At 56.3% G+C, this 26706-nt stretch carries 25 protein-coding genes; 13 read left to right on the top strand and 12 right to left on the bottom strand.

Annotation, left to right across the window (positions count from 1 at the left end):
- Positions 1-126: 126 nt before the first annotated feature.
- The 3 genes from DC3_RS12900 to DC3_RS12910 all read left to right on the top strand — a co-directional run bounded on the left by DC3_RS12900 (position 127) and on the right by DC3_RS12910 (position 3703).
- Complete coding sequence (locus tag DC3_RS12900) at positions 127-1572, top strand: sigma 54-interacting transcriptional regulator (protein ID WP_146884914.1); 1446 nt, start codon at positions 127-129, stop codon at positions 1570-1572.
- An 81-nt stretch (positions 1573-1653) separates the two neighbouring features.
- On the top strand, positions 1654-2433 hold the full coding sequence (locus tag DC3_RS12905; RefSeq protein WP_146884916.1) for a hypothetical protein: 780 nt from the start codon (positions 1654-1656) through the stop codon (positions 2431-2433).
- A 64-nt stretch (positions 2434-2497) separates the two neighbouring features.
- A complete protein-coding gene (locus DC3_RS12910; RefSeq protein ID WP_146884918.1) occupies positions 2498-3703 on the top strand; it encodes a vWA domain-containing protein in 1206 nt (401 codons plus the stop codon).
- A gap of 42 nt (positions 3704-3745) precedes the next feature.
- On the opposite strand, the gene DC3_RS12915 is transcribed toward DC3_RS12910, so the two are convergent.
- The 3 genes from DC3_RS12915 to DC3_RS12925 are packed head-to-tail and all read right to left on the bottom strand — an operon-like array spanning position 3746 to position 6958.
- A complete protein-coding gene (locus tag DC3_RS12915) occupies positions 3746-4891 on the bottom strand; it encodes an alginate O-acetyltransferase AlgX-related protein (protein ID WP_146884920.1) in 1146 nt (381 codons plus the stop codon).
- Between the two features lie 9 nt (positions 4892-4900).
- Complete coding sequence (locus tag DC3_RS12920) at positions 4901-6316, bottom strand: MBOAT family O-acyltransferase (RefSeq protein WP_146884922.1); 1416 nt, start codon at positions 6314-6316, stop codon at positions 4901-4903.
- Positions 6317-6325: 9 nt separating this feature from the next.
- A complete protein-coding gene (locus DC3_RS12925) occupies positions 6326-6958 on the bottom strand; it encodes an alginate O-acetyltransferase AlgF (RefSeq protein ID WP_186816014.1) in 633 nt (210 codons plus the stop codon).
- A 375-nt stretch (positions 6959-7333) separates the two neighbouring features.
- On the opposite strand from DC3_RS12925, the gene DC3_RS12930 reads away from it, so the two are divergent.
- The 5 genes from DC3_RS12930 to DC3_RS12950 all read left to right on the top strand — a co-directional run bounded on the left by DC3_RS12930 (position 7334) and on the right by DC3_RS12950 (position 13662).
- Positions 7334-8563, top strand: coding sequence for an alginate O-acetyltransferase AlgX-related protein (locus DC3_RS12930; RefSeq protein WP_146884925.1), 1230 nt, complete (start codon positions 7334-7336; stop codon positions 8561-8563).
- Between the two features lie 316 nt (positions 8564-8879).
- Positions 8880-10409 carry an ABC transporter ATP-binding protein gene (locus DC3_RS12935; RefSeq protein WP_146884927.1) on the top strand — a complete coding sequence of 510 codons (1530 nt, stop codon included), beginning with the start codon at positions 8880-8882 and terminating at the stop codon, positions 10407-10409.
- On the top strand, positions 10406-11524 hold the full coding sequence (locus DC3_RS12940; protein WP_146884929.1) for an ABC transporter permease: 1119 nt from the start codon (positions 10406-10408) through the stop codon (positions 11522-11524). Before DC3_RS12935 ends, DC3_RS12940 begins: the two co-directional genes overlap by 4 nt.
- Positions 11514-12440 (top strand): ABC transporter permease, encoded by a 927-nt coding sequence (locus DC3_RS12945; RefSeq protein WP_146884931.1) that lies wholly within the window; start codon positions 11514-11516, stop codon positions 12438-12440. The genes DC3_RS12940 and DC3_RS12945 overlap by 11 nt, the downstream gene beginning before the upstream one ends.
- A gap of 79 nt (positions 12441-12519) precedes the next feature.
- Positions 12520-13662 carry a BMP family ABC transporter substrate-binding protein gene (locus DC3_RS12950; RefSeq protein WP_146884932.1) on the top strand — a complete coding sequence of 381 codons (1143 nt, stop codon included), beginning with the start codon at positions 12520-12522 and terminating at the stop codon, positions 13660-13662.
- An 89-nt stretch (positions 13663-13751) separates the two neighbouring features.
- On the opposite strand, the gene DC3_RS12955 is transcribed toward DC3_RS12950, so the two are convergent.
- From DC3_RS12955 to DC3_RS12965, 3 genes are all read right to left on the bottom strand, one after another.
- The gene (locus tag DC3_RS12955) at positions 13752-14228 is read right to left on the bottom strand and encodes a GlcG/HbpS family heme-binding protein (protein WP_146884934.1); all 477 of its coding nucleotides are present in this window, start codon (positions 14226-14228) and stop codon (positions 13752-13754) included.
- Between the two features lie 80 nt (positions 14229-14308).
- Positions 14309-14935: a response regulator transcription factor gene (locus DC3_RS12960; RefSeq protein ID WP_146884936.1), complete on the bottom strand. Its 627-nt coding sequence runs from the start codon at positions 14933-14935 to the stop codon at positions 14309-14311.
- Positions 14925-16739 (bottom strand): sensor histidine kinase, encoded by a 1815-nt coding sequence (locus DC3_RS12965; RefSeq protein WP_146884937.1) that lies wholly within the window; start codon positions 16737-16739, stop codon positions 14925-14927. Before DC3_RS12965 ends, DC3_RS12960 begins: the two co-directional genes overlap by 11 nt.
- A 225-nt stretch (positions 16740-16964) precedes the next feature.
- On the opposite strand from DC3_RS12965, the gene DC3_RS12970 reads away from it, so the two are divergent.
- Genes DC3_RS12970 through DC3_RS12980 form a run of 3 tightly spaced genes read left to right on the top strand, consistent with a single transcriptional unit; the run spans position 16965 to position 18440 of the window.
- Positions 16965-17186: a hypothetical protein gene (locus DC3_RS12970; RefSeq protein WP_146884939.1), complete on the top strand. Its 222-nt coding sequence runs from the start codon at positions 16965-16967 to the stop codon at positions 17184-17186.
- A 26-nt stretch (positions 17187-17212) separates the two neighbouring features.
- Positions 17213-17812, top strand: coding sequence for a hypothetical protein (locus tag DC3_RS12975; RefSeq protein WP_146884941.1), 600 nt, complete (start codon positions 17213-17215; stop codon positions 17810-17812).
- A 43-nt stretch (positions 17813-17855) separates the two neighbouring features.
- A complete protein-coding gene (locus DC3_RS12980) occupies positions 17856-18440 on the top strand; it encodes an NADPH-dependent FMN reductase (RefSeq protein WP_146884943.1) in 585 nt (194 codons plus the stop codon).
- On the opposite strand, the gene DC3_RS12985 is transcribed toward DC3_RS12980, so the two are convergent.
- Positions 18437-19882 carry an ATP-binding cassette domain-containing protein gene (locus DC3_RS12985; RefSeq protein ID WP_146884945.1) on the bottom strand — a complete coding sequence of 482 codons (1446 nt, stop codon included), beginning with the start codon at positions 19880-19882 and terminating at the stop codon, positions 18437-18439. The genes DC3_RS12980 and DC3_RS12985 overlap by 4 nt on opposite strands.
- A 224-nt stretch (positions 19883-20106) precedes the next feature.
- Positions 20107-20703 carry a TetR/AcrR family transcriptional regulator gene (locus DC3_RS12990; RefSeq protein ID WP_186816015.1) on the bottom strand — a complete coding sequence of 199 codons (597 nt, stop codon included), beginning with the start codon at positions 20701-20703 and terminating at the stop codon, positions 20107-20109.
- A 169-nt stretch (positions 20704-20872) separates the two neighbouring features.
- Here DC3_RS12990 and DC3_RS12995 point away from each other — a divergent pair, with 169 nt between their 5' ends.
- A complete protein-coding gene (locus DC3_RS12995; protein ID WP_146884948.1) occupies positions 20873-21859 on the top strand; it encodes a hypothetical protein in 987 nt (328 codons plus the stop codon).
- Here DC3_RS12995 and DC3_RS13000 read toward each other — a convergent pair.
- Entirely contained in the window at positions 21840-23153 is a 1314-nt protein-coding gene (locus DC3_RS13000) for an RsmF rRNA methyltransferase first C-terminal domain-containing protein (RefSeq protein WP_146884950.1), read from the bottom strand. The two genes, DC3_RS12995 and DC3_RS13000, sit on opposite strands and share 20 nt — an antisense overlap.
- A 117-nt stretch (positions 23154-23270) precedes the next feature.
- Positions 23271-24302: a Gfo/Idh/MocA family protein gene (locus DC3_RS13005; RefSeq protein ID WP_146884952.1), complete on the bottom strand. Its 1032-nt coding sequence runs from the start codon at positions 24300-24302 to the stop codon at positions 23271-23273.
- Positions 24303-24555: 253 nt separating this feature from the next.
- On the opposite strand from DC3_RS13005, the gene DC3_RS13010 reads away from it, so the two are divergent.
- Positions 24556-25566 carry a DNA topoisomerase IB gene (locus DC3_RS13010; protein WP_146884953.1) on the top strand — a complete coding sequence of 337 codons (1011 nt, stop codon included), beginning with the start codon at positions 24556-24558 and terminating at the stop codon, positions 25564-25566.
- A gap of 3 nt (positions 25567-25569) precedes the next feature.
- Here DC3_RS13010 and DC3_RS13015 read toward each other — a convergent pair whose 3' ends face one another.
- Together DC3_RS13015 and DC3_RS13020 are read right to left on the bottom strand one after the other, a co-directional pair.
- The gene (locus DC3_RS13015; protein WP_146884955.1) at positions 25570-26055 is read right to left on the bottom strand and encodes a hypothetical protein; all 486 of its coding nucleotides are present in this window, start codon (positions 26053-26055) and stop codon (positions 25570-25572) included.
- Positions 26056-26069: 14 nt separating this feature from the next.
- Positions 26070-26645, bottom strand: coding sequence for a YdcF family protein (locus DC3_RS13020; RefSeq protein WP_146884957.1), 576 nt, complete (start codon positions 26643-26645; stop codon positions 26070-26072).
- Positions 26646-26706 lie beyond the last annotated feature (61 nt).

Consider the following 26706-nt stretch of genomic DNA (forward strand, 5'->3'; position numbering starts at 1 on the left):
ACCCTGGAACACCCCTTAAGGGGGTGTTCTTCTTTTGCTGCGCACAACTTCTGGCCCTGTGTTTTCCTGCACAGTGTGGCTGTTTTATTTCACAGTTGATTTCAAGCCCAGATGCTAGGGTGAGATATGCTGCAACCTCACACTTTAGGGGAACTTCTTGAACTTCCGCAGTACCAGGGGCGCAAGCCTTTTGACCACAAAACCGAAAGCATCAAAGACGAGGTTCGCAGGAACCTGATTCAGAAACTCCGTAACCGTGAAAGACTCTTCCCTGGCATTGAAGGGTTTGAAGACACTGTGGTTCCCCAGGTGGTGGGAGCCCTCCTGAGCAAGCAGAATTTTATTCTGCTGGGACTGCGTGGTCAGGCCAAGAGCCGCATTCTGAGGCAGATCACCACCTTGCTTGATGAGTACATCCCGGTGATTGACGGCATCGACATGCCCGATGACCCCATCAATCCCATTGGTGCAGAAGGCAAGGCTCTGCTGGAATCGCATGGTTTGCAACTGCCGATTCGCTGGTGGCACCGCAGTGACCGTTACGTGGAAAAACTTGCCACTCCAGACGTGACAGTGGCCGACCTGATCGGGGATGTGGACCCCATCAAGGCGGCCCGACTGGGCACCTCGCTGGGCGACACCCGCAGCATGCACTTCGGGCTGCTGCCCCGGGCCAACCGGGCCATTTTCGCCGTGAACGAACTGGCCGATCTGTCCCCCAAGGTGCAGGTGGCCCTTTTCAACATCCTGCAAGAAGGGGACGTGCAGATCAAAGGCTACCCGATCCGCCTCCTGCTGGACGTGATGCTGGTGTTCTCGGCCAACCCGGAGGATTACACGGCACGCGGCAAGATCGTGACGCCCCTGAAAGACCGCATTGGCTCGGAAATCCGCACCCACTATCCGAAGACGGTGGAAGAGGGCATGACCATCACCCGGAATGAGGCCTACACGCCCACTGGAGTGACCCTGCCTGGCTTCATTCAGGAACTCATTGAGGAAATTGCCTTCCAGGCCCGTGAGGACAATCGGGTGGACAAACTCTCCGGGGTGTCCCAGCGTCTGCCCATCAGCCTGACCGAACTGGTGGCTGCAAGCACCGAACGCCGCTCCCTGATGCATGGAGATGCACCTGTGGCCCGGGTGGTGGATGTTTATCAGGCCCTTCCAGCCATCACCGGCAAACTGGAACTGGAATATGAAGGTGAACTGAAAGGCGCAGACACTGTTGCCAAAGAGATCATCCGCAAGGCTGCGGGGCAGGTCTTCGCCAGACGCGTGCGTGCCGACACCACCGATCTGGAGCACTGGTTCGAGAAAGGTGGTGTCTTCAAGGTCCCGCAGGCCGGAGATGAAATGGGTGCCCTGCGGAGCATGCGCAACCTGCCCGGCCTGATTCCTCTGGCCAACCAGCTTGCCGAGGGCAGCACCGATGCCCACCGCCTGAGCGCAGCAGAATTTGTGCTTGAGGGCCTGTATGGTCGCAAAAAACTGGCCCGTGCGGAAGAGTCTTACACCGCTCCAGAACCCGAGCAGCAAACCCGCTTCAAAGGCGGGGGCCGCTGGAACTGAAGCCCAGCAGAACCCGAGCAGGAGGTGGACCCACCTCCTGTTTTTGCATTTGAATTGCAATCAAATTGTAAAATCTGAAGCATGTCTCCCCTCGACCATGCCCTCCAGCACTTCCACACCCGCAACCGCAAAGCCCTGGAGCAGACCGCCCGAGACCTGTTGAATGCAGGGATCAAACGGGTTTATTTTGGACTGAATTTCTACAATGACGAAGGGGACCCTGCCGATTACTCGGTGGTGGAACGGCTCGATGGCAGCACGGAAACCCTGGAAGAGTGGCATCCCCTGCTGGATTTGCAGCTTTTCAGCAGCGTGCCCTACTGCAACGCTTACGTGTTTCAGGTGCAGACCGCCACGGTGGAGCCTGACCCGGATGGAGGCCTGATTGATGTGGGAGAAGCGGATTCCCGCGCTTACCACACGCAGGAGCAACGGGAAATGCTGGAAGACCTTGCAGAGGAACTTGACGAGGGCATCGACAGCGAAACTGCCATGTGGCTCTACAACAGCCAGTATCGGGAAGATTTTTCGGGGCTTTCTGAAGCTTTGCGGGACCGTGGTTTTGTGAGAATGTACTTCGGCGTGGACTCCACCCTGGAAGGCTACCCCATGAGCGATTACCTGATTCTGGAAGATGCACAGGGCACTGGGCACCCCCAGCAGGACCCCCCGGAATTCTTTGACCCTGGTCTTCTGGAAGACCTGCCCCAGTACGGTGCTTTTGTGTTTGATGTGCAGACCAGCAGTGTATCCATCGATGAAGCTGGAGGCATGGTGGAAAGCGAATCGGGCTGGACCCGCGCCTACCACACCCAGGAAGAGCGGATGCGTCTGGAACAGCTGGCAACTTCAGAAAACTGAAATCCCATTCCTCCTACGATTCCCCCAACCCTTTGGGCGTACCATGGAAAAACACGGGGGAACCATGAAGCAAACCAGGTACAGCAAATTTGAGTCCGAACTGGAGTCCCTCGATTCCAGTGAACTGATGCAGATGATTCAGGAAGCCCTGCTGGGCTCTGGCATGAACGACCGGTATGACCCGGACCCGGACGCCCGCCCCAGCATGGATGACCTGTTTGATGCGATCCTGGAAGCGCTGGTCAACCGGGACCTGGTGCCCGAACAGATGCTGCGCGAAGCCCTGGAATCCGAGGACATGCGCCAGAGCAGACTCGGCCAGGAAGTGCAGCGCCTGATGAACCAGCTGGTGCAGGACGGCTTCATCCGCAAGGAATTCGAGGATGGGGAGGGGGGCGGTGCTGGCGACAGCGGCGAGTCCCGTTTCGAACTGACCAACAAGGCCATCGACTTCCTGGGCTACAAGACGCTCAGGGACCTGATGGGCGGCATGGGACATTCCAGTTCCGGCAGTCACGACACCCACGATTACGCCTCCGGGGTCGAGCAGACCGGAGAACTCAAATCCTACGAGTTCGGCGACACCCTCAACCTCGACACCACCGAAACCCTCAAGAACGTGATCCACAAGGGCTTTGGTGAGATGCAGGAAAGCGATCTGGTGGTGCGTCAGTCCGAATACTTCTCCAGTGCAGCCACCGTGGTGCTGCTGGACTGCTCCCACAGCATGATTCTGTACGGAGAGGACCGGTTCACCCCGGCCAAGCAGGTGGCTCTGGCCCTCGCCCACCTGATTCGCACCCAGTATCCCGGGGACACCGTGAAATTCGTGCTGTTCCATGACAGTGCAGAACAGGTGGCGATCTCTCAGCTGGCCCAGGCCCAGATTGGCCCCTACCACACCAACACCGCTGAAGGCCTGAAACTCGCCCAGCAACTGCTGAAACGCGAAAACAAGGACATGAAGCAGATCGTGATGATCACCGACGGGAAACCCAGTGCCCTGACCCTGCCCGATGGCCGCATTTACAAAAATGCTTATGGGCTCGACCCCTACGTGCTTGGAGCGACGCTCAGGGAAGTGGCGAACTGCCGCAGGCAGGGCATCCAGATCAACACCTTCATGCTGGCACAGGACGCAGACCTGATCTCCTTCGTGCGCCGCATCACCGAGATGACCAAAGGCAAGGCGTACTTCACCACCCCTTACAACATCGGGCAATACGTGCTGATGGACTTCATGAAGAACAAGACCAAGGTTGTGAACTGACCTGTAAGTCTGGTGTTGCAGAGCGCAAAAAGAAACGCCCGATCAGGGCGTTTCTTCATAATGCACAGGCAGAAACCGCTCTGGAATCTCCCAGACCACCACTTTTGGTGGGGTGTCCTTCCAGGCGCTGGATTTCAGGTACTCCTGCATGGGCACCATCGGTCCCTTGCCTTCCAGGGCCATGTTCAGCACATCCACCTGCAGGGCCTGTTTCAGGGCACCTTCGAAGTGGAATTTCGGATTGAAGCTGTAACTGGTGCCCACCAGTGCAACAGGCACACCTGCACTGTCTCCCAGCAGGTCTGAGGCGTCGTCTGGTGCATCTCCCAGCAGGGCAGAGGAGTCTGTGCTGGCCTGCTCGGTGACTTTCTCTGTGAAATGGTCTGGCTGTGGCCCCTGGTCCTGGTAAGGTCCCAGCGGGATGTACTTCAGGAGGTCGCCAGAGTGCTGGATTTCCGCTGAATCGCGGGTCTCAAAGGCTGTGGTGGGCAGGTTGAGCTGCAGTTGATCCAGGGCAGTTTTCACCGATTCAGCAACGACACTGGCTCCGAAGGGGGTCCAGTGGGTGTCGGTGTGGAGGAACACCTCGCCCGAGTTTCTTGCCTGTATCAGGGGAGTGAGCAGGTCCGGGGCAGGGATGCCTGCCTGCAAGAGGCCATCACGGAAGCTGAAGTACCGTTTCAGGGTGTAACTGGGCATCGGGTACCTGCCCAGTTTGTCCGCATAGACCCGTGTCTTGGCAGGAATCAGGGCCACCACCAGTTCTGTGCCCTGTGCTTTCAGTTGTTGTTGCACCTGCTGGATGGTTTCCAGCTTCTGGCGGGTTTCCTGAGCCTCGTTTTTGAAGAACTGAAATTCCTCGGTGGTGAAAAGCCAGCCTTCCTTGCCCACCAGCACACCAGGACGGCCATTCTGGAAGGCAAAGTACTCCAGGGTGCCCCAGGCCTGGATGCCTGTGTCTCTCCAGGGCAGGCCTTTGTTGAAGGTTTTTTCGTAGGTGACCGCCCACTCACCTGTGATCACATCTTTCCCTTCGGGCAGATCACGGAGGCCTGGAGAGATCAGGGCAAAAACCGCCCCGAGGGTGAGGAACCCCAGCATGAAAATGCCTGGAATCAGTTGCAGATGAGGGTGGGCATGCTGGGTGGTGGCAGGCACAGAGGTGGATTCATTGATGTTCTGGATCATCTTGTCACCTCAGAATTGGAAGTACAGAAAGGGCGAGTAATCCTGTGCGGCCAGACGGAGTGCTGCCAGCACAAACAGGGGCAGGATCGACAGTGTGGCATACCCCACCCGCATGACCTCTCCCACCTCGCGGGACTGCTGGCGTTGCATCCACCAGGGGCCCACAAAAATCAGAATCAGGGCCAGCATGATGGTGATGAGCTGGAGTCCTGTCACCTGATAACCCAGAGCATCACTGAGGAACAGGCCATTGAGTCCGACCATGCCCGCATACATCTCAAAGGCACTGCCGACATTGTGTGCCCTGAAGAGCACCCACCCCACCATCACCAGGATCAGGGTGCCAGGGATGGAGAGGTAGGCCGGAACGGGTTTCCAGAGCTTTTTGCTGCCCAGAAAGCGCTCCAGAGCAAGAATGCCACCATGCCATGCCCCCCAGAGCACAAAGGTCCAGTTGGAGCCGTGCCACAAGCCACCGAGCACCATGGTCAGAAAGAGGTTGAAGTAAGTCCTGGCCACCCCTTTGCGGTTGCCACCCAGTGAAATGTAGAGGTATTCTCTCAGCCAGGAGCTCAGGCTGATGTGCCACCTGCGCCAGAATTCAGTGATGCTTCTGGAGATGTACGGGTGGTTGAAGTTCTCGGGGAATTTGAAGCCGATCATCAGGGCGAGGCCAATGGCCATGTCGCTGTACCCGCTGAAATCAAAGTAGATCTGCAGGGTGTAGGCCAGAACCCCCAGCCAGGAATCCAGCAGGGTTGGGTTCTGCAGGGCGAAAGAGGCATCGGCAAGAGGGGCGATGCTGTCGGCAATCAGGACTTTCTTGCAGAAGCCCACCATGAAGCGCAGGGAGCCCTGGGAGAATTTCTCGAAGGTGTGGGTGCGGCTCCTGAATTGCTCGGCGAGCAGGTGGTACCTGAGGACCGGTCCGGCAATCAGGTGAGGGAACAGGGCAATGAAGGCTGCAAAGTCAATCAGGTTGCGGGTGGGCTGGGCTTCCTTGCGGTAGATGTCCACCAGGTAGCTGATGGCATGGAAAATGAAGAAACTCAGCCCTATGGGAAGCAGGATCGGGGTCCAGGGCAGGGGCTGTGTCCCGAAAGCCTGCAGAAGGGCATTGAAGCTGTCGACGCCGAAGTTGGCGTACTTGAAATACCCGAGGGCCAGCAGGTTCAGAACGATGCCTGTGCTGACGAGGAACTTCGCCTGTTTTGCGTCTCTGGCCTTTTCAATGCCCAGTGCAAACAGGTAACTGACCACCGTAATGGCGACAAGCAAGTACAGGAAATCCCAGCGCCACCACCCATAAAACGCATAACTGGCAAGGAGGATCAGGGTGGATTTCAGACGGGTGGGGGTGAGGTAATAAATGATCAGGAAGAGGGGAAGAAAAAGACAGAGGAAAATGTAGGAACTGAAGATCATCCCTGGATCCTATTTGGTGGTGGTGGTGGATTGCACCCAGACTGCCCGGTAATTGCCTTTGCTGCCTGTGACAAACACGCTGTAAGCCGCCCCACGTTCCAGCTGGGTTTCTTTGAAAGCCTCAATGGCTTTGGTGTCATTGAGAACGCTCAGGGCCACTTTGATGCCATTGACGGCCTGGGATTTGCTTTTGCCCACTTCGATGTCTTTGAGGACCGTGACTTTGCCATCTGCGGTTTTGAGGCTGAGATTTTTGCTGTCGCTGAGGTTGTACACCGTGATGAGGGCTTTGGCCCGGTTGGTGTTGGCCACATCTTCGAGCACTGCCACCTGATTGGCTTGCAGGACCAGGGTGTAATACTTTCCAGCAGTGAACTTGAGGGCACTGTTTTCTTTGTTGAAGGTCAACGTCCGGTTTCCTTCTGGAATCACCTGATAGCTGCTGGCTGCGAAAGCATTGATCTTACCGTAGGTTTTTTTGTCTACAGCAACGTCCACACCGGTTTTTTCTGGGTTGAAGACGCGCACAAATGCACTGTTGGCGGGAGGGGCAGGGTCATAAAGGCCTTCCTGGGCACTGGCCACAGTGCCCATCACAACACCCAGACTGATGATTCTCACAAGCAAATCCTTTGGCTTCATGCTGTTCATCATAACCAATATCGTCGAGGTTTAGAGGTGATGCATGGGTGAAACACCAGTCTTGCCTGTACAGATCAGCTCTTTTCTGCTGAAATTCATGACTGTTGCAGACGCCAACAAAGCCGTGATTCCTCAGCGAAACCTTCAAAACATGTTGGGCCTCAAAACTTGTAGAAATGAACATAAAATGAGAAAAACATAAAGCACTTGTTACTTTTCTAATCTATTACATCAAAATCCAGCTCCGCTTGCGCTTGCAGATGCTGAAGGTGATTTTAAAGGTATGATCTTGAAAGTCCCCTCCAAAGGTCTTCAGCACAATGACATTCCAGAGGCTGCAACTGCGGAGGGACAGGCTTTCTGCTGGAGGATTTGATGAAGAGAAAAGTTGTTTTGGGTCTGATGTTTTTCAGTCTGGGTCTTTCCCATGCTGCTGGTTGCACTGAACTGAAAAACCTTAAAAATTACTCTGATCCTGCGTACATGATCCATGAAGGCAAGAACGGTTGGTTTCTGCGCAATACTGACTTCAAAGTGAACGGAAAAATCTCTGCCGAAGCACTGCCTTATATTGAAATACTAAGCAGGATATTCAATGATGTTTATGGTTCAAAAATTTACATGCCACTTATACCAAACCGATCAATGTTTATCGATCCTGATGAGTACCCTGATACCGCCAAATTTGATAGAAATCAAACCTTTCAGCTGTACCGTGAAACCATCAAACAGCTAAATAAGATTGGCATCTATGCTGATGATCTGACATTACTTGATGGAGAAGGTTTCTTTTTTAAGGATGATCATCACTGGAAAACAAAAGGCGTCCAAGAGACTTCGGCAATGCTTGCTAGAAGCGTTGCTCGACTTAAATTGCTGACTGAGGGCGATCTCGAGTTTAAGATGATTGCCGATGGAAAATACAATAGCGATTTTCTGACCGGAAAAGATGTTAATAAAATATGCAACAGTAACAATCTTCCGGAAACCGACGTTAAATATAGATTTGAATTTCCTGAATCTATTGGTCTGTTTGACGACCTTGAGAGTAATGTTGTGCTGGTGGGAACAAGCTACAGCACCAAGCCTTCCAATTTTCCTGGTTTTTTGCAGTATTACCTGAAATCCAGTATAGAGAATTACTCAATGGATGGTGGAGGAGCATTTGGAGGGCTTGAGCAATACCTGGTCAGCAGCAGTTTTGAAGAAAAAAAGCCTAAATTGATGATCTGGGAGAAGGCTTATTATCAGGGGTTTGGAAACCAGTCAAGTTTATCTTTGCTTAGAAATCTGGTGGCGCTTGCGCTTGGTAAATGTAAATCTTCGCGTCCCGCTCTAAAAAAGGAATTGCTGGATCAGTTGACTGCTTTGAACCATCGCCAGAAGATTGATCTGTTTGTTGAAAGTAATGTTTTTGACTTGAAGTTGCAAATTAAGTATGCAAATGGCAACACTGAAAACCTGACATTCACACGCAACACCAACACCAAAAATACAGGGTGGTATTCGACACTGCTTCCTGCTGGCAATCCTGTGCAGATTGACGTGACTGACCTGAATGGTCACCCCCTCCAGGCACAGGTGGAGACCTGCGCCATTCGGTAAGGACTGTTGTTTGAAACACAACTGAATGGATCTGTAACCCCGGTGCCCAGAGATGAAAATCCAGCACCGGGGATTTTTGGTTGACAAGCCTTCTGTATGCTAGATACACTTGCGCTGAGTCCAATCGCGTGAGATGGGGCTCACGTCAAGACCGTATCCAGTCAGCACGACTTTTCCGCACCTCAGGCAGGTGCACCGCTGGAGCACGCGTATCCGCGTAAGTCTGTCATGTGAGACAGATTGAAAGGAACAACATGCAAGTCAAGCAAGGGTTTCACCACCCCGCGCTGTGGTCAGGCCTCAGGAGACCTTCCTGATGGCCTCTCAAAATGGGGTGTCTGCACGCCAGATCACCCTCAGTCACATCACCAAAACGTTTCCGGGCGTGATCGCCAACGACGATGTGACCCTCACCCTCAATGTGGGAGAGGTGCACGCCATCCTCGGTGAGAACGGGGCAGGCAAAACCAGCCTGATGAATGTGCTGTACGGGATCTACCACCCGGACCAGGGACAGATCCTGCTCGACGGAAAGCCTGTGCGCATCGACTCTCCGAAAGACGCCATCCGTCTGGGTGTGGGTCTGGTGCCACAACACCCCATGCTGGTCCGTGCCCACACCGTTGAAGAAAACATTGCCCTTTCACAGGTCACCCACGGTGGAGCGTCCTTCTGGAACCCCACTTCAAACATCCGCAGGCGGATTGTGGAGCTCTCCGGGCGCTATGGCCTGAAAGTGGACCCAAAAGCCCCTGTCTGGCAGCTTTCTGCCGGGGAGCAGCAACGGGTGGAGATCCTCAAAGTGCTCTTGCAGGGCGCCCGTTTCCTGATCCTGGACGAGCCCACCAGTGTGCTCACGCCCCAGGAAGTGCAGGAACTGTTCGCGGTCTTGAGGCGCATGCGCCAGGACCACGGCATGGTGATCATCACCCACAAACTCGATGAGGTGCTCGACATCAGCGACCAGATCACCGTGCTGAGAAAAGGCAAAGTCACCGGAAACACCAAAAACGAGAACCTCAAAAAGACCGACCTGGCCCGCATGATGATCGGGGAAGAGCTGAAAGAGACCCGGGTGGCCGGGCATCCCCATTTAAGAGGCGAAATGATCCACCTGTCAGACGCCTGGGCGATGGGAGAACGGGGTACACCTGCCCTCAAAGGGGTCAGCCTGAGTGTGCAGGGGGGCGAAATCCTCGGGGTGGCAGGCGTTGCCGGAAACGGACAGCTGGAACTCATCGAGGTGCTGACGGGCCTGAGGCCCCTCACCAGAGGGCACATTTTTGTCAAAGGCAAGGACATGAAAGGCCAGAATGCAGAAGCCTTCTTCCAATCTGGCATTGCCCACGTGCCCGAGGACCGCAACCACTACGGCATCGTGCCCAACATGACTGTCGAGGAGAACCTGATTTTGCGGGCCATGAACCAGAACCCTTACTCGAAGGCTGGAATCATGGATTTTGCCGCCATCCGGGAGCATGCCCGGCAGAACATCCAGAAGTACGACATCCGCACCCCCACAGCAGACACCCGTGCAAGGCTCCTCAGCGGTGGGAACGTGCAGAAACTCATTCTGGCCCGCGAACTTGAAAGCAACCCGGATGTGCTCGTGGCGGCCCACCCCACTTATGGTCTCGACATCGGGGCAACCACCCAGGTGCATCAGCTTTTGCTGGAAAAACGGGCACAGGGCATGGGCATTGTGCTGGTCAGTGAAGACCTCGATGAACTGATGAACCTTTCGGACCGCATTGTGGTGATTTTTGCCGGGACCTTCACTGGAACCCTCACACGCGCCGAATTCCAGCGTGAGAAACTCGGCCTGATGATGGCAGGTGAAGCATGAAGACCATTGCTGGTTTTCTGGTGCAGGAACGCAAAGCCCCCAGCACCCGCTGGACCTTGCTGCTCTCTCTGATCAGCATTCTGGTGGCCCTGGGACTGCTTGCAGTGGTGTTCTCCATGTACGGGATCAGTCCGGTGAAGGCGTTCCAGAGCATCTTTACTGGAACCCTGACGGACTGGACCGGGTTTTCTGCAGTGCTGCAGAGAACGATCCCCCTGCTCCTGATCGGGGTTGGACTGGTGCTCGCCTTCAGGACGCTCTTTTTCAACATCGGGGCAGAAGGGCAACTGCTGATCGGGGCCACCGCTGCTGCCGGAATGGGCCTTTTTGTGCCCATGCCTGATGTGCTGCGCCTTCCCGCCATGATCCTGGTGGGATTTCTGGCCGGAGCAGCGTGGGCCTTTGTGCCTGCCCTGCTGAAACTCAGGTTGCAGATCAACGAGGTCATCACCACCCTGATGCTCAACTACGTGGCGATCAACCTGGTGAACTACCTGATCAACGGCCCCTGGAAAGGCAAAACCGCCTATGGTTACGCCTACACCGACCCCATCCCGGATGCCGCCTGGATGCCCACTTTGCCGGGAACCAACCTGCACTGGGGCACCCTGATCCTTGCGGTGGTCTTTGCGGTGGTCACCTGGCTCATTCTGGGCCGCACCACCGAAGGGTTCAGAATGCGCATCCTCGGTGAGAGCAGTTCTGTTGCCAAATACCTCGGAATGAACACCCTGAAGACCACCTTGCTGGTGATGCTGATTTCTGGGGGGGCCGCAGGTCTGGCAGGGGTGGGAGAGCTGACCGGCATTCACCACAAACTCCTTGACCCCCTGCAGCTCTCGCTCGGGTACGGCTACACCGCCATCATTGTGGCGTGGCTTGCCAGAGGAAACCCCCTCGGTGTGCTGATCACCGCCCCCTTCTTTGGCCTGATCTTCGCTGCTGGAGACGTGATGAAAGTGACCCTGCAGATGCCTTTCCAGATTGTGGATGTGTTCAACGGCATCCTGCTGTTCCTGCTGATTGCCACCGAACCCCTCCTGAGATACAAACTCGTGCGGGCCACACCCCCTGCACTTCCCCACACTCCCAAGGAGCGCACCGATGGACGCTGAAAACTGGCTGGTGGGCATCATTGGCCGTGCCCTTGCTTTCGGAACCCCACTGCTGTGGGCTGCTCTGGGCGAAACCTACGTGGAACGGGCCGGAGTGGTGAACCTCGGGATGGAAGGCATGATGCTGGTCGGGGCCCTCACCGGATTTGCGGTCACCATGGCCACCGACAACCCGGCACTGGGCATCCTGATGGCCGGAGTCGCAGGGGCCGTCTTCAGTGCCCTGCACGCTTTTGTGACCATCACCCTCAGGGCGAACCAGTACGTTTCGGGTCTTGCCCTCACCATCCTGGGCACCGGAGCCACCGGACTGATCGGCAAGGCCTACGAAGGTCAGCCGCTCCTGACCACCCTGGAGAACATCAGCGTTCCCGTGCTGAAAGACATCCCCATCCTGGGACCGATGCTCTTCACAGATCAAAGCGTTTTAACATACCTCGGAGTCCTGATTGGAGTTCTGTTATGGCTGCTGCTGTATAAAAGCAGACTGGGGATCATGCTCCGCTCTGCCGGAGAGAACCCCAAAGCGGTCGATGCCCAGGGCCTGAACGTGACCCTGATCCGCTACGCCGCAGTGATCTTCGGAGGATTCATGGCTGGAATTGCAGGAGGATTCTTCTCGGTGGCCTACCGCCCATCCTGGACGCAGGGCACCACTGGAGGCGTGGGCTGGATTGCCCTCGCCATTGTGATCTTTGGCCGCTGGAATCCCATGTATGTGATGCTTGGTTCGGTGTTCTTCGGAGCCCTCTACGTGCTGAGTTTCCGCCTGCAGGAAAAACTGTCCCCGGACCTCCTCAACATGATGCCCTACCTGTTCGTGATTCTGGTGCTGATCCTCACCGCAATCGGCAAAAAAGGCTCTGGTGGTGTGCCCGAAGCCCTCGGGACCCCCTACCGCCGGGGAGAACGCTAGAATGGGAAGGTCCCGACAGGCTTTCCTGTCCCCCTGTTCCGCACAATTCAATGAGGCCCCATTCCCAAGGAGGAAGGTAATGAAGAAAGCTGCTGCACTCGCCCTCACCGTTGCCCTGGTCAGCTCTGCCCAGGCTGCAGACAAACTCAAAGTCGGCTGGATCTACATTGGCCCCGCCGGAGACTACGGCTGGACCTACGCCCACGACCAGGCCCGCAAGGAAGTTGAAAAGACCCTCGGTGTGGAAAACCTGATCGTCGAGTCTGTTCCTGAAGCCCAGGCTGTGCCCTACATCGACCAACTCGTCAAGCAGGGGGCCAAGGTCATCTTCGCCACCAGCTTCGGGTATGGTCCTTCTGTGAAGGAAGCCGCCAAGAAATACCCCGACGTGATCTTCGGCTGGGCCACCGGTGTGGAGCGCGGACCCAACATCGCCAACTACATGGCCGACTTCTACCAGATCTACTACCTCAACGGTCTGATTGCTGGAGCCCTCACCAAGAGCAACAAGGTCGGATACGTTGCTGCTGTGCCGATTCCTGAAGTGAAACGTCACATCAACGCCTTCGCCCTCGGGGTGGCCGCAGCGAATCCCAAAGCCACCGTGAACGTCACCTGGCTCAAAGGCTTCTACGACCCCAACGGTGCCAAAGAAGCCACCGAAAGCCTGATTGCCCAGGGCGTGGACGCCTTCGCCTTCACTGAAGACACCCCCACCGTGTCCCAGGTGGCCGACAAGAAGGGCCTCCCCAGCTTCGGGCACTACAGCCCCATGCTGAAATATGCCCCCAAGACCATGGCCTCTGGTCAGCTTGTGGACTGGAGCATCTTCTACACCGACTTCCTCAAGAAAGTCCAGAACGGCACCTACACTGCCAAGAACCTGCAGAACGTCGACTACTGGCAACTGCTCGGGGACAAAGCCGTGATGATGGGTGCAGACGAAAAAACCCTCATCAACCCCGTCTACAAGGCCAAACTGCAGAGCGTCAAGGTCAAAACTGCTGACCTCGGGACCCTCAGCGTGTACGACCTGGTGCTGAAGCGTCTGGCCCAGATGAACAAGAAGAAGCCCACCTTTGACCCCTTCAAAGGCCCCATTGTGGACCGCAAAGGCAAAACTGTGGTCACCAAGGGCAAGATTCCCAGCGTGAAGGAACTCACCAGCATGGAGTGGGCAGCCAAAAACGTGGTTGGAAGCTGGCCCAACGAACCCAAGTAAGGATTTCTTTTATGCATCAGGGGCGAGCCATCGGCCCGCCCCTACAGAATCCCCCGGGTGTTGGGGGATTTGTCATGTGTGATTGGCAGTTACTGCCCGAACACCTTCGCAATGGCGGCCACCGCGCACTGCTCGTCCAGATGGCCTCCGGGTGCGCCACCGACGCCCACGGCACCGATCACTTCATTGCCTGCACGGATGGGAACCCCTCCGGCTAGCACCAGAAAACCAGGGATGTCCGGGAGGTACTGGGCAGCAGCGTTCTTTTGCACATTTTCCAGCACCGCAGAGGTCAGGTTGCGGGCAGAGACGGAAGTGAAAGCCTTGGCCTTGCTGGCCTCGATGGTGTGGGGGCCAGCTCCATCTGCACGGGCCACGGCGACCACCAGACCGGAGCGGTCCACCACGGTGGCAGAAACCAGATAACCTTTGGCCTGACATTCAGCCACAGCTTGCATGGCAATGGTGTTGGCAGCAGCCAGGGAAACATTCTGGGTGGTGACGGTGTTCTGGGCAAAGGCAATGGTGGAAGCAGCAACCAGCAGGGTCAGGGTGTATTTCAACATGTTCAATCTCCTTGATGAACATGTTAAAAACTTTGCTCCAGAGATGAAATTCGGTCCTTTACGGTCTGGCATCCGTAGTTTTACGGATGCAGGGCATTGAAGTAAAGGCGGATCAGCTGTGCCAGCGAGGAAACCTCCAGCTTCTCCATGATGTGGGCACGGTGGGTTTCCACGGTGCGTGGGGAAAGCCCCAGGTCTTTTGCCACCTGTTTGCTGGAGAGCCCTTCCAGCATGCCTTCCAGCACCTCTTTTTCTCTGGGAGAGAGCTTGTCCAGCAATTCTCTGGCCTGCTGGGTGGAGGCCAGTTTCTCGCGGGTCTGGATGTGATGCCGCACCGCTTTCTGCAAGGCATCGATCAGTTGCTGCTCGTCGATGGGTTTCAGCAGGAACTCTGCTGCACCGTTCAAAAAGGCCCGCCTGCACAGCTCCACGTCACCATGCCCGGTCATGAAGATGATGGGGAGGTCGATGCCCCTGTGTTTCAGTTCTGCCTGCACCTGCAGGCCACTCATGATGGGCATGCGGATGTCCAGAATCAGACAGCCCACCGGGTCGGGATCGAATTCGGCAAAGAACGCTATGGGGGTGCTGTAGGTTTTCACATGCAGACCGATGGTCTGGATCAGAAATTCGAGGGCTTCGCGCACCGCCTGATCGTCATCAAGCACATGCACAAGGGGATGGTCTGTGGGGGGGTCAGTGGACATGCAGTTCCTCCTGAAAGACCGGCAGGGTGAGGGTGAAAAGGGCCCCTCCATCGGGATGGTTGCCTCCCGAGAGCTCTCCATTCATGCTCTGCATCAGGGTGCGGGACAGGGACAGCCCGATCCCCATTCCGTCTTTTTTGGTGCTGTGGAAGGGCAGAAACAGGTGCTCTAAGGCCGAATCAGAGAGTCCTGGACCGTGGTCACGGACAGAGAGCAGCAGCTGTGATCCCTCTGTCCTGGCCTGAAGCGTGATTTTCCTGTCTGATGCAGGCGTGTCCTGCAGGGCCTCCATGCTGTTGCGGATCAGGTTGTGCAGCACCTGTTCAAGCTGGATGGGGTCTGCCTCCACAGGTGGAGCCTGAGACAGATCAATGTTCAGCTGAATGTGCCTGCTCTGCAAATCAGCTTCCAGAAGCTGCACCAGACGGGCCATGAGTTGCTGCAGGTTGACCCGCACAGCCACGAGGGGTTGCCGGGTGAGTTGTGCCCTCAGGCGCTGGATGATCTCGCCTGCCCTTTTGGCCTGCGTCACCGTGCGTTCCAGTGCCGTGCGGGCCAGATCCATTTCGCCTTCCTGCAGAACCCTCAGGGCCCCCTGGCTGTGGCTGAGGATCGCCGTGAGCGGCTGATTCAACTCATGGGCCATGCCTGAAGCAACCTCCCCGGTGGTGTTGATGCGCATGACATGGCTGAGCAGGGCCTCGTGTTCCTTGAGTTTGCGTTCGCTTTCCTCAAGGGCGTGCAGCATCCTCTGGCGGAAAGGCCCCAGATCCCTGAGGACCAGCACGGCCCCGGACTGGTCAGGCAGAGGGGAGAGGCTGCCCTCGATGTGCCTGCCCTGCAGAATCAGCCCATCAGGCAGTTCCATGAAAGCAGGATGCTGCCAGAAGTGCTCAAGCAGTGTCGCCAGAGAGGGCCCCTCTTCAAATTTGATCTGCTCCAGCAGGACACTTCCAATGAGAGGGCCTGCACCGTTCAGGAGGGTCTGGGCTGCAGGATTGGCATACACGATGGTGTGGTTGCGGTCAAAGGTGATCAGGGCATCATCCACAGCACTCAGGACCACCTGTGCCCGTTCCTTTTCGCTTTGCAGGGCCTGTTCTGCCTCAAAGGCCAGGCGTCTGGCGGTCAGGACCGTCTGCAGTCCGCGTCCTGCCACATAAGCCAGCAGCAGGATCAGGAGACCTGTGCCCACCATCTGGCCCACAGAAAAATCCCTGAAAAGCACCGCCTGATGCACCGTCAGCACAAAAGGCTGGGAAGCCGAGCCCAGAACTTTTTCCACCTGCAATTCTGTAAGATCAGACACTGGATCTTTTGATGGCACCTCCAGCAGCAGTTTTCGCTCTGGCGTTTGCAGGGTGAAAGTGGCTCTGGACATGCCTTCCCCTGGCCTGAGTAACTGGTTTGGATCGATCCACAGCTGTACCCTTCCATCCGTGCTGGTGGTGCGAGACAGCAGGTAACTGTGTTCAGTGGTGTTCTTCTGAAAAAGCCACTGGCAATCCAGGGTGCAGAGCTGCACCCCTGAGATCTGCGGGTAGCGTCCGGTCAGGGCCTGCACAAAAGTGCCCAGTTGCCCCTCGCTGAGGCCCAGTTCCACAGAGATGGTCAGGCTGTCCAGAATGGCGTCGTGTTGCTCTGCACGCTGGGAAAGCACCCGATGCAGGATGCGTGCCTCGGTGTCAAACCCTTCCTGCAGTTCTGCATGGCGCTGCTGGCCCCAGAGCACCACCACACCTGCCCACACCAGCAGTCCCAGCAACAGGGACAGGACATCGGTTCGGGTGATTCTGCGGGACATACTGGCAGTATAAGCCGCCCATCAGGGTTCTGAATCTGAGGCAGGTGCTGCAACACCGATGGCAGCTCAGCAATTGCCCTGATGGTGCTCTCTGGCTCTGTCAACCCTACTGCGTTTATCAGTGAAACAAGAGGATTCGAAAGAATCCTCTTGTTTCAAAATCGCCCTTTCAGCCTTTAAACCTCTTATTTCTCTGTCAAATGCTCTAAAATGATCAGGCATCACATGAAAACCATCAAACAAATTTTTCTGTTGATCCTCGTTTATCTGCTTGGGATGCTCACTTTTTACCTCTTCAGCCGGACCACCTACACCGGAATGACGGCGACACCTGAGATGGTGCGCTGCCTCTCTTATTACAGGATTCCCTTTTATTTCAGTGAGAATCAGCGTCAGGTGTTTTTCTCCAGGAAACGCCTGGATCAGGTGAACACCTTCTGCTCCTGACCCTGGCAGATGGGTTAAATTGACGTATGTACACTTTCCGGGAAGCTGCCAGTCAGAGCGCAGAAGAAGTGGGGCAAGAAGGCCTGAGGCTCGCAAAGCACCACCTGAAGATGGCCAGAGGGTTCATTCTCAGCCCCCGTTATGAAGAAACGTTTTATGCCAGCAACAACTTGCCAGAGCAGCTTCGCAAACTGTTTTCGGGCATCAACCCGAAGCGTGTGGATGAGGACGCTCTGGAAGTGGCCTGCGAGAAGGCCCAGAAGCTGATGGTCGAGAGCTACCTGCTCGATGACCCCATCCAGCGCATCTACCTGGCCCTGAAAAACTCTGAACTCACTGGACGACCTGTGCATGTGCGGCGTCCCGATGACCTGCACATCGAGGCCACCGAGACCACCTATCCGGGCCGTGAAGTTCTGCTGGCCCTCAAGAAACTGTGGGCCAGAGACTGGGATTTTGAGCAGGTGCTGGATCGGCTGGACAGCAAAGGCCACATTGGCATCGATGCCCGACCTGCGTTCATTCTGGAAGGCCTGAAGCCTGAACTTGACACTGCCCTTTCTGCCGAGTGGGGTGGGAAAGTCTACACCGCTTTTGGTGAAGTGGTGGGATTTCTGCCCTCCTGACCAAACTCACAATCTGTGCGCCCAGCACGGGACAGGATGAGGGATGTCCGATGATTCTTCCATTCAACTGTCCCGTCCTTTGAATATTCTTGCCGTCTCTGGAAGCCTCAGGAAAGCATCCAGCAACAGCCTGCTGGTGCAGGCCATTCAGCATCTGGCCCCTGCAGGTGTGGCCATTGAAGTCTGGGACGATCTGGACGCCTTGCCCCACTTCAACCCTGATCTGGATGTGGAAGATGCCCCTCGCATTGAAGCCGTGCAGTCCTGGCGTGAAAAAGTGAAGTCTGCGGATGGGGTGGTCCTGTGCACCCCGGAATACGCCGCAGGTGTCCCGGGTTCCTTCAAGAATGCTCTGGACTGGCTTGTGGGATCAGGGGATCTGGCAGACCGTCCTGTTGCAGCGATCAGTGCCTCACCCTATCCCACAGCAGGTGAGCATGCCCACACCTCCCTGATGCTCACCCTGGGCATGCTCGGGGCCAGGGTTCCTGAGGGGGCACAGTTGAAAATTGGCCTGATCAACAGGAAAATCAGCCCTCAGGGAGAAATCATTGATCCAGAATTGAAAGAAGCCCTGAAAAAAGTCCTGTTTGTGCTTGCTGAGAGCGTGATCGGGCAGCCTGTTTAAGCTCCGGGCAGGTTTTGCTCTGGCAGGTTCTGGATGGGACCCGAATACTTGATTTCTCCGTTTTCCAGCACCATCGCATGGGTCAGGAATTCAGGCAGGTCCAGGGTGTGGTGCGCAATGCAGATGAATTGCGTTCCGTGCGTTGCAAGTTGCCCCAGGGCTTCTGTGAACAGCATTTTGGCATCGGCATCCAGGTAATCGAGGGCTTCATCCAGAATGATCACTTTCGGGTTTCCGACCACAGCACGGGCAAGCAGAACCTTCTTCATCTGGCCCTGCGAGAGGATGGAGGCGGGTTTCTCTGCAATCTCCTGAAGCTGCAGCAGTTCGATCACCTGTTCCAGACGGGCTTCCTGTTCATTGCTCAGGGGATCGTGCCTGCCCACAAAATCAAAAAATCCAGAAGCAATCACAATGCGGGCCGGAACATTCAGTTTGTGGCGGTGCTGCTGGTCTCCGGCCACCAGGGCAAATTCCTTTTTGGACACCCAGGCAGAGACCTCCTGGCCGTGGTGCAGCACCTTCCCGCCATAAGCAGGGTAAAGCTCCTTGCGAATCAGTTTTGCCAGGGTGCTTTTTCCTGATCCATTCGCTCCCAGAATGGCCCAGTGCTCCCCTTCATGCATTTCGAACCGGATGTTCTTCAGGACCAGTTGCTCTTCACGATAGGTCTCCGGGCAGTCCACAGAGACCAGCACCTTGCCGCTTTGCTGCACCTGCACCCCGTGGCCCCACATGGGAGGGGTTTTCATTTCTGGACGGCCCACCTCCAGATGTCCCTGCTTCAGGGTCAGTGCATGTGTGGTGAAAGGGAGTTCCTCGGTGGTGCGGTGGGTGCTGTAGAGGATGGTGGTGCGGTGAGCGACATCTTCCAGCACTTTCTTGAGGAATGCACGAGAGGGCGTGTCCACCCCTTCAAAGAATTCGTCAAGCAAGAGCACCTGAGGTTTTCCGATCAGGGCACGGGCCAGCAGCACCCTGCGCCGCTCTCCCTGGGACAGCATCCGCACATCCCGGTTCTCCAGGTGGGTCAGCCAAAGCTGTTCCAGCAAATGGTGGGCGTGCACTCGGTCTGCTTCTTCAATGTGCTGGTACAGCAACTGGCTCTGAAAAAGCCCGGTCAGCACCACCTGCAGGGCACTCTGCTCCCAGTCCTGCAGCAGGTACCAGTCCTGCGCTTCGGGAGAGACCAGAGCAATGCGTTCCCTGGCCTGAATGGGGCTCTCGGTGGGCGTGCCTGTGAGGTTGTACTGCCTCAGACCCCCATGTTCGGGCCACAGGTCCCCCCGCACCAGTTTGAAGAAGGTGCTCTTGCCTGCACCATTGGACCCATAAATGGCCCAGTGCTGGCCCGGTTCCAGCGTCCAGTTCAGGTCATGCAGGACCCGCTGGTTTTGCAGTTTCACATGGACATGTTCAAGCAAAAGGAGGGGAGAGGACATGGTTTTTACACTGTAACGTGATTTGTGGATTTGAGGGGCAGGATGTGCAGGTTAAAGGCAGAAGGGAGAAGGCAGAATCTGTTACCACCAATGTAGGGGCGAGGCATGCCTCGCCCTCTTGCCAGAAATCTCGAATGACACCTGTAGGGGCGGGCCGTCGGCTCGGCCCATATTTGCAGAAATCTTCATCTGGACTCTGGGATGATTCACGGTTCCCTGAAAGGTCAGGACTGATCTTTCCCTCTCGCATTCTCAGAGGTCAATGTGCGGGCCAGATCCAGCAGGTGTTCATCAAGACTGGACAGTTCAGGGCTGTCTTGAGGGTCGAGGAGGCGTTGCAGGGCGAGCCCATCTGCAAGGGCCATCAAGAGACTGGCGACACTGCGGCTCTGGTTGGGGTTCAGGGTGGTGGAGTGCTGCAGTTCTGCGGTGATCTTGTCCCGGATGGCCCGGTAGACCCCTTGCAGGTCAGTGTGGATTTCTGTGGAGTGGCGGCTCTGGCCGATGGCTTCATAGCAGGCGTAGGAGGCTGAGCCCTCTCGTTCGAAAACATCCAGGTAGTTGCGGATGCCAGATGCAATGAAAGTGCTGTTGCTGGTTTCCGGGTGGGGCCTCTGCAGGAGGGGGGTGAGCCACTCTTCGTAGTTTTTCATCAGGGCCGTGTTCAGGAGCTGTTCTTTGGACCCAAAGTGGTACCCGATGGAGGCCAGATTGGTGCCAGAAGCGGCCACCAGGTCCCTTGCCGTGGTGTTGGCATAGCCTTTTTCGGCAAGGCACTGCTTTGCTGCGGCAATCAGGCGGTCCCGGTGGTTGCGGTTCATGTTGACGATTCTAGCAAAGTCTGGCATCCTGAGATCACTGACTTATACAAACGTATAGTTAGAAATGGGGGGATGTTCGGGTTAGGCACAATGGCCTACTCCCAAAGTCGGAAGTGCTTTTCACAGTGCAGCAGCATACTTGAGACATCCGTGTACATTGGAGGACTTTATGACGAGAACCATGACGCAACCGCAGTCCAGTTCGGCTCCAAACACCATCGACTGGACGTTCACCCTGGCTTCTCTGTGGTTCGTGGCAGGGCTGTATCTGGATGGCTGGGCACACACCCATGTTGCAGAACTCGAAACCTTTTTCACGCCCTGGCACGCTGTTTTGTATTCCGGATTTTTTGCCACCTTCCTGTGCGCTGCCTACGCCTTCTGGCAATCCAGAACCCGCCCGGAACTGAAAGCCTACCGCCTGGCCTTCTTTGCAGGGCTGGTCTTCATGGCTGGTGGTGTGCTCGACCTCTTCTGGCACACGCTGCTGGGCATTGAGGCCAACATTGCTGCCCTGCTGAGCCCGCCTCACCTGCTGCTGGCCACCAGTGGTTTCCTGATCGTGACGAGTCCTCTCAGGGCCGCCTGGAACCGCAGCAAACCCAACGTCACCGCCATGATCTCTCTGGCGATCACCTACGCCCTCTTGACCTTCTTCACCATGTACACGGTGCCCCTGCTGCAAGGCACAGGGGTTGATGGCATGTGGCAGAGCAAATCAAACGGCGTGATGGGCGTGCTGCTGTCCTCTGTGGTGATGTCCGGTGTGATGCTGTTCTTCATGCGCAGATGGACCCTGCCTGGTGGTGCCCTCCTGCTGGTCCTGCTTCCCGCACAACTCGGTCTGGTGGTGCTGGACCGCATCACCCCTGACGTGATCCAGCTCTATTACCTGACCGTCATCGCAAGTTTGCTGGTGCTGGAAATCCTGCGCAGCATCCTGCAGCCCTCGGTCAAGCGCATTGCTGCTTTCCGCAGCATGGCCTTCCTGATTCCTGCCGTGTTCAGCCTGTCCTACTTTCTGGCGGTTCAACTGACTGGACGCATGGGATGGGAAATCCACCTGTGGCTCGGGGCCATCTTCGGTTCTGGCGTGATGGGCCTTCTGCTGTCCTACCTGGTGCTGCCTCCAGAAGTCACACCCGAAGCGGCGTAGGCCTCAGTTTCCCGCGCTTCACCACACCCCAGGTGAGGCCCACGCCTGAGAAGTGCAGCCAGTGCCAGCCATCCGGTGCATTCACATCCACACTTTCACCAAATTCAAGTTTGAATGCTTCTGCCGCTCCCACCTCCAGGGGGCGGCTCACCTGTTTGAGGGTCAGGTGGTGGGCCAGGGCCTTGGCAGGCACAAACCGCTCAAAGCGCACCTCTCCCAGATAGATTCCAGGAGCAGGCACCTTCAGACCGGACAGTGAAGGCAGGTGCTCCCGGACCAGATACAGGTGTCCTGCACGCTCGGTGACCACTCCATCAAGCTCTCCCAGAAGGTGCCCTCTGCGGAACTCTTCCCACACCTTCAGGGCAGGCTTGCTGACCTTCGCATGCTCCTCATAGCTGAAGTCGCCCTCCTCACCATCGGTGCGAACCAGTTTCGCCATGAAGTGCCCTTCACCTTCCAGCCTGTGAGGGAACAGACGGGCAGTCTCAGGGAGACCAAATCCCTCAGCAAAGCCCGGGTGCAGGTGGGCAGAATCCAGCTGAAATTCAGGATGCTTTCTGAGGAACTGCTCGATCACCTGCTCATTCTCTTCAAGCGAGAAAGTGCAGGTGGAGTAGACCAGCGTTCCCTCTGGAGCGGTCAGGGTGGCCGCCTGCTCGATCAGGTCCTGCTGCAACCTGCCCAGACGCTCCGGGGTGCTTTCTCGCCACTCTGAGAGGGCCTCAGGGTCCTTGCGGAACATGCCCTCCCCAGAACAGGGGGCATCCAGCACCACCACATCAAAAAGCCCTTCCCATTTGCGGGCGATGCGGTCCAGCGGATTGTTCAGCACCGTGGTTCTTGCTCCCCAGCGCTCCACGTTTTCCATCAGTTTCGGGACCCGGCTCTGGGTGAATTCGTTGGCGACCAGCACCCCCTGACCCTCCATGAAACTGGCGAGGTGGGTGGTCTTGCCCCCTGGCGCAGCACACAGGTCAATCACCCACTGGCCCGGTTTTGGAGCAGCAAGTTCAGCCACCGCCATGGCACTGGGCTCCTGCAGGTAAAACCCCCCTGAGATGAAGAAGGGATGGGTGCTGGGCCTGGAGTCACTCTGGTAGTAATACCCCCACTCTGACCACGGCACCGCACCTTCCAGAAAAGGCAGGCTCTGGACCTGCTCGGAAGACAGTTTTGCAGGATTCACCCGCAGACCCAGTGCTCTGGGCTGTTCCAGTGCCGCCCGGAACGCGGGATAGTCCTGGCCCAGCAGGCGTTGCATGCGGGATTCAAAAGGCTCGGGAAGTTGCACGTTAACAGGATAAGGGATGGAGGGGGAGAAAAGGCCGAGGGCCAAGAACCGAGGGCAAGTCAGAAAAGCTTTTGCTTTAGCATCTGGTTGTTGACTGCCAGCTTTGGCAATAGCACCTTATGCTCTCGGCTGCTCCCACAGCATCACCCTCTGCCCCGTCCTTGCACTTTCCAGTGCCCCAAACACCATCTGCATGCTTTTGATGTTGTCGGTGCACACGGTCTCTGGGTCGCGCCCCTCGATCAGGGCCTCAAACATCTCGTCCAGGCACCCGAAATGGCCTTCCCGACCCTGCCAGCTGTCCTCGGCTTCAACGCGTTCGAGATCCCGCTGGAAGGCTTGCTGCTCAGGGTCTTTGACCTTTTCAGCATAGAGCTGCTCTCCGTCCCAGATGGCAGTGCCGAGGCTGCCCATCACGCGCCACTGGGCTTCCCAGGAAGTCTGCACCCCTTCAGCGCACCATGAACCGTTGTAGGTGAAGACCGATCCATCCGACATCTCGAAGATGCACACTGCTGCAGCGTTCCCCTGATACCAGGAGCCTTTTGGGTTGAATTCATGGCAGTACACAGATACAGGATCGGCCTGCAGGATGAATCTGGCCTGATCGAAGGTGTGAATGGCCATGTCCAGGATCAGGGGGCTGTCCATCAGGTCCCGGAAGCCTCCGAAGTGTGCCCCGATGAAGAAGCTGGCGGTGGCAAATCCAGGGGTACCAATCTGGCCGGAGTGCACAATGTCCCGGAAGGCCCGGATGGGTTTGAGGTAGCGGCGGTTTTGCATGATGGCGTAGGTGCGGCCTGCTTTCTGTGCAGCTTCCATCATGATGCGGGCATCTTCCAGGGAGGAGGCCATTGGTTTTTCACCGAGCACGTCACATCCTGCAGCGAAAGCAGCGAGGGCAATGTCCTTGTGGGCATCTGGGATGGTGATGTCAAAAACCAGGTTGGCATCCACCTGTTGCAGGGCATCTTCCAGGGTGGTGAAGATCGGGCAGGCGAGCTGGAACTTCTCCTTCATTTTTTCTGCGGTCTGGGGGTAAAGGTCCACCAGAGCGACGATGGTGGTGTCTTGACGTTGCCGGGCGTACTCCACCCAGGTGTGGGCCATGCTGCCGCAGCCTGCAATGATGGTTTTGAAGCGTGTCATGGGGGTCCTTTCGAGGCGGAAGTGAAATTCTGCCTGTCCATTCAGAGTGTCGAATCGATTCTCCAATTCTAAAACCACAACACAGGGACTGTAAGGGGAGCATCCATATCCTTTCCGTTGAATCTATACATCAGACGGGTTTTCACTCTGCAAGCCAGCCCACCAAAGGCCGACTTTGAAGCTTTGCTCAAGCTCCGGACTTCAGGATTCCTTACATCTTGCCTGTGCCAGACCGAAAATACTGTGCAGTACCATGACAAGCATCACACGGGAACTTCAGGACTGCTACTACCGTCGAGAAGGCCACTCGCTGGACACCTTCTGTTACTTTCTGCCAGACGGTGAACCCCTCACCGAAGAGGAGGAAATTGCCCGTCTGAATGCACTGGGCATCCCTCCTGCCTACACGGATGTTTTTGTTTCTCCTGACCCGGAAGCTGCACTGCAGGCTTTTGGCCGGGACAAAGCAGGCCGCCTGCAATACCGTTACCACAGTGACTTCATGCAGAAAAATGCAGAGGAAAAATGGAAGCGGCTCGGGAAATTTGCAGATGCCCTGCCCCTCCTGCGCACCGAGAGTGCCCGTGACCTGAAACGCAGCACCCTGCACCCCCGCAAAGTCCTTGCCCTGATGACCCGACTGCTCTACATTGCCCGTTTTCGGGTGGGCTCAGATTGTTACGTCCAGCAGCACAAAACCTATGGCCTCACCACCCTGCTCAAAAGACATGTGAAGGTGGAAGGCAGCACCGTGGAATTCAAATTCAAGGGCAAGCACAGCATCTGGCAGCACAAGGTCACCACCGACCAGACCCTGGCCCGCAACATGGTTCGCCTCAAGGAACTGCCTGGAGCATTCCTCTTCAAGGCCGAAACAGAACAGGGCATTGTGCGCCTGCATTCCCATGACCTCAATGCCTACATCCGCGAGGTGATGGGGCCTTTCACCGCCAAGGATTTCCGGACCTGGGGAGGAACTTTGCTTGCTGCCGAATTCCTGGCAGAAGTGGGACTGCCCCAGAGTGAGCGCCAGGCCCGCAAGAACCTCACCGAGTGCGTGAAAGTGGTTGCTGCAGACCTTGGGAACACCCCGGCAGTGGTGCGGGGTCACTACATCTCCCCGAAAGTCTTTGACGTGTATCTGGAAGGCCGGATTCTGGACGATTTCAAGCTGAGAAACCAGATCAACAGCGAAGCACACCTCACCGAGTCAGAACTGGCCTTGAAGCGCCTGCTCAGGGCCAAAACCGGCGCTTCAAAATAGGGTTCAGAGGGTGCAACTGGAAGGCTGGGTTTTCAGACGCTGGTACGAAAGGGAAAGCAATTTGCCCTGCTGGATCTGGTAGGCCACTTTCACGCTGCCATAGGTTTTGCTGAAGTTCAGATTGCTGTTCTGGGCTGCCTGCATCATGTGGTCCATGGAAGCAGCAGAAGGTCCAAAATTCAGACACAGGCTTGCCATGCGCAACACTGCATTGAAGACCTTTTCTCCCTGGCTTGAGGGGAGATTCTGCAGCTTCAGGACCTGCAGTTTCTGGATCTGGTGGTTTTTTTGCAGGGCCAGTGCCCGCACTGTGATGTTCTGAGAGGGAGTGCCAGGAAAGGAGACCCTGTAATCCGCCTGCACCTCTGTGCTGCTGACGGTCCTGATGGTTCCACGCTGGATTTTCAGCCCCTGATCGTTCAATTGCTCAAAATTCAGGGCATGGGCCATCGAGAAACAGGACAGGACCAGCAGAAGCACAAAATGCATGGAAGCATGGTATCTCAGATCCAGCCTTCTCCAAAGGGCTCAGGTTCCAGCAGGTGGGTGCCTGAGAACTGCTGGATGCGCAGGATTTCTTTTTCCACACGCTGACGCTGCTCGGGATCATGTTGCCATTGTCCGAGCAGGGCATCTGTTTCGTAGGTCAGGCAGAAGTACTGGATGTTTTTGGGCAGGAAACACTTGAGCTGCATCAACACCCTTCTGCTGTGCTGCCATTTGCTGATCACCAGCATGCTTCTGAGATTCACAATGCTGTGACTCCCGTGGAATTTCAGGAGTTCAGCGAAGCCGTAGACCACATTCTCCAGGGTGGTCATCGACTGGTTTTCCAGAAGGATGCGCTCTGGAGAAATGCCATGTTCCAGCAGGAACTTCTGGTGCCTCTCAGCTTCGGTTAAACCATCTTCACCTCTTTTGCCCCCCGTCAGCAGAACTTGAGAGATTCGTTCACTTTCAAGCAGAGGAAGAACCTTCTGCACCGGAGCAAGGAACCGGGTTCCAGAGACAAAGGCCACATCTGCACGGTCAAAAGGTGTTTGCATGTTCAGAAAATGCTCAGGACCCTTGAGAATCATGCTTTAAATCCTAAAGTACAACTTTGTTACAGTCAAAAAGGAGCACCTCCTGTGTAGTGAA

It is taken from the genome of Deinococcus cellulosilyticus NBRC 106333 = KACC 11606 (assembly GCF_007990775.1).
Classification (GTDB): domain Bacteria; phylum Deinococcota; class Deinococci; order Deinococcales; family Deinococcaceae; genus Deinococcus_C; species Deinococcus_C cellulosilyticus.

Bases quoted from the DNA above. Each gene is read 5' to 3' on its own strand.
- DC3_RS12900 (WP_146884914.1), top strand. From the start codon at position 127: ATGCTGCAACCTCACACTTTAGGGGAACTTCTTGAACTTCCGCAGTAC.
- DC3_RS12905 (WP_146884916.1), top strand. From the start codon at position 1,654: ATGTCTCCCCTCGACCATGCCCTCCAGCACTTCCACACCCGCAACCGC.
- DC3_RS12910 (WP_146884918.1), top strand. From the start codon at position 2,498: ATGAAGCAAACCAGGTACAGCAAATTTGAGTCCGAACTGGAGTCCCTC.
- DC3_RS12915 (WP_146884920.1), bottom strand. From the start codon at position 4,891: ATGATCCAGAACATCAATGAATCCACCTCTGTGCCTGCCACCACCCAG.
- DC3_RS12920 (WP_146884922.1), bottom strand. From the start codon at position 6,316: ATGATCTTCAGTTCCTACATTTTCCTCTGTCTTTTTCTTCCCCTCTTC.
- DC3_RS12925 (WP_186816014.1), bottom strand. From the start codon at position 6,958: ATGAAGCCAAAGGATTTGCTTGTGAGAATCATCAGTCTGGGTGTTGTG.
- DC3_RS12930 (WP_146884925.1), top strand. From the start codon at position 7,334: ATGAAGAGAAAAGTTGTTTTGGGTCTGATGTTTTTCAGTCTGGGTCTT.
- DC3_RS12935 (WP_146884927.1), top strand. From the start codon at position 8,880: ATGGCCTCTCAAAATGGGGTGTCTGCACGCCAGATCACCCTCAGTCAC.
- DC3_RS12940 (WP_146884929.1), top strand. From the start codon at position 10,406: ATGAAGACCATTGCTGGTTTTCTGGTGCAGGAACGCAAAGCCCCCAGC.
- DC3_RS12945 (WP_146884931.1), top strand. From the start codon at position 11,514: ATGGACGCTGAAAACTGGCTGGTGGGCATCATTGGCCGTGCCCTTGCT.
- DC3_RS12950 (WP_146884932.1), top strand. From the start codon at position 12,520: ATGAAGAAAGCTGCTGCACTCGCCCTCACCGTTGCCCTGGTCAGCTCT.
- DC3_RS12955 (WP_146884934.1), bottom strand. From the start codon at position 14,228: ATGTTGAAATACACCCTGACCCTGCTGGTTGCTGCTTCCACCATTGCC.
- DC3_RS12960 (WP_146884936.1), bottom strand. From the start codon at position 14,935: ATGTCCACTGACCCCCCCACAGACCATCCCCTTGTGCATGTGCTTGAT.
- DC3_RS12965 (WP_146884937.1), bottom strand. From the start codon at position 16,739: ATGTCCCGCAGAATCACCCGAACCGATGTCCTGTCCCTGTTGCTGGGA.
- DC3_RS12970 (WP_146884939.1), top strand. From the start codon at position 16,965: ATGAAAACCATCAAACAAATTTTTCTGTTGATCCTCGTTTATCTGCTT.
- DC3_RS12975 (WP_146884941.1), top strand. From the start codon at position 17,213: ATGTACACTTTCCGGGAAGCTGCCAGTCAGAGCGCAGAAGAAGTGGGG.
- DC3_RS12980 (WP_146884943.1), top strand. From the start codon at position 17,856: ATGTCCGATGATTCTTCCATTCAACTGTCCCGTCCTTTGAATATTCTT.
- DC3_RS12985 (WP_146884945.1), bottom strand. From the start codon at position 19,882: ATGTCCTCTCCCCTCCTTTTGCTTGAACATGTCCATGTGAAACTGCAA.
- DC3_RS12990 (WP_186816015.1), bottom strand. From the start codon at position 20,703: ATGAACCGCAACCACCGGGACCGCCTGATTGCCGCAGCAAAGCAGTGC.
- DC3_RS12995 (WP_146884948.1), top strand. From the start codon at position 20,873: ATGACGAGAACCATGACGCAACCGCAGTCCAGTTCGGCTCCAAACACC.
- DC3_RS13005 (WP_146884952.1), bottom strand. From the start codon at position 24,302: ATGACACGCTTCAAAACCATCATTGCAGGCTGCGGCAGCATGGCCCAC.
- DC3_RS13010 (WP_146884953.1), top strand. From the start codon at position 24,556: ATGACAAGCATCACACGGGAACTTCAGGACTGCTACTACCGTCGAGAA.
- DC3_RS13015 (WP_146884955.1), bottom strand. From the start codon at position 26,055: ATGCATTTTGTGCTTCTGCTGGTCCTGTCCTGTTTCTCGATGGCCCAT.
- DC3_RS13020 (WP_146884957.1), bottom strand. From the start codon at position 26,645: ATGATTCTCAAGGGTCCTGAGCATTTTCTGAACATGCAAACACCTTTT.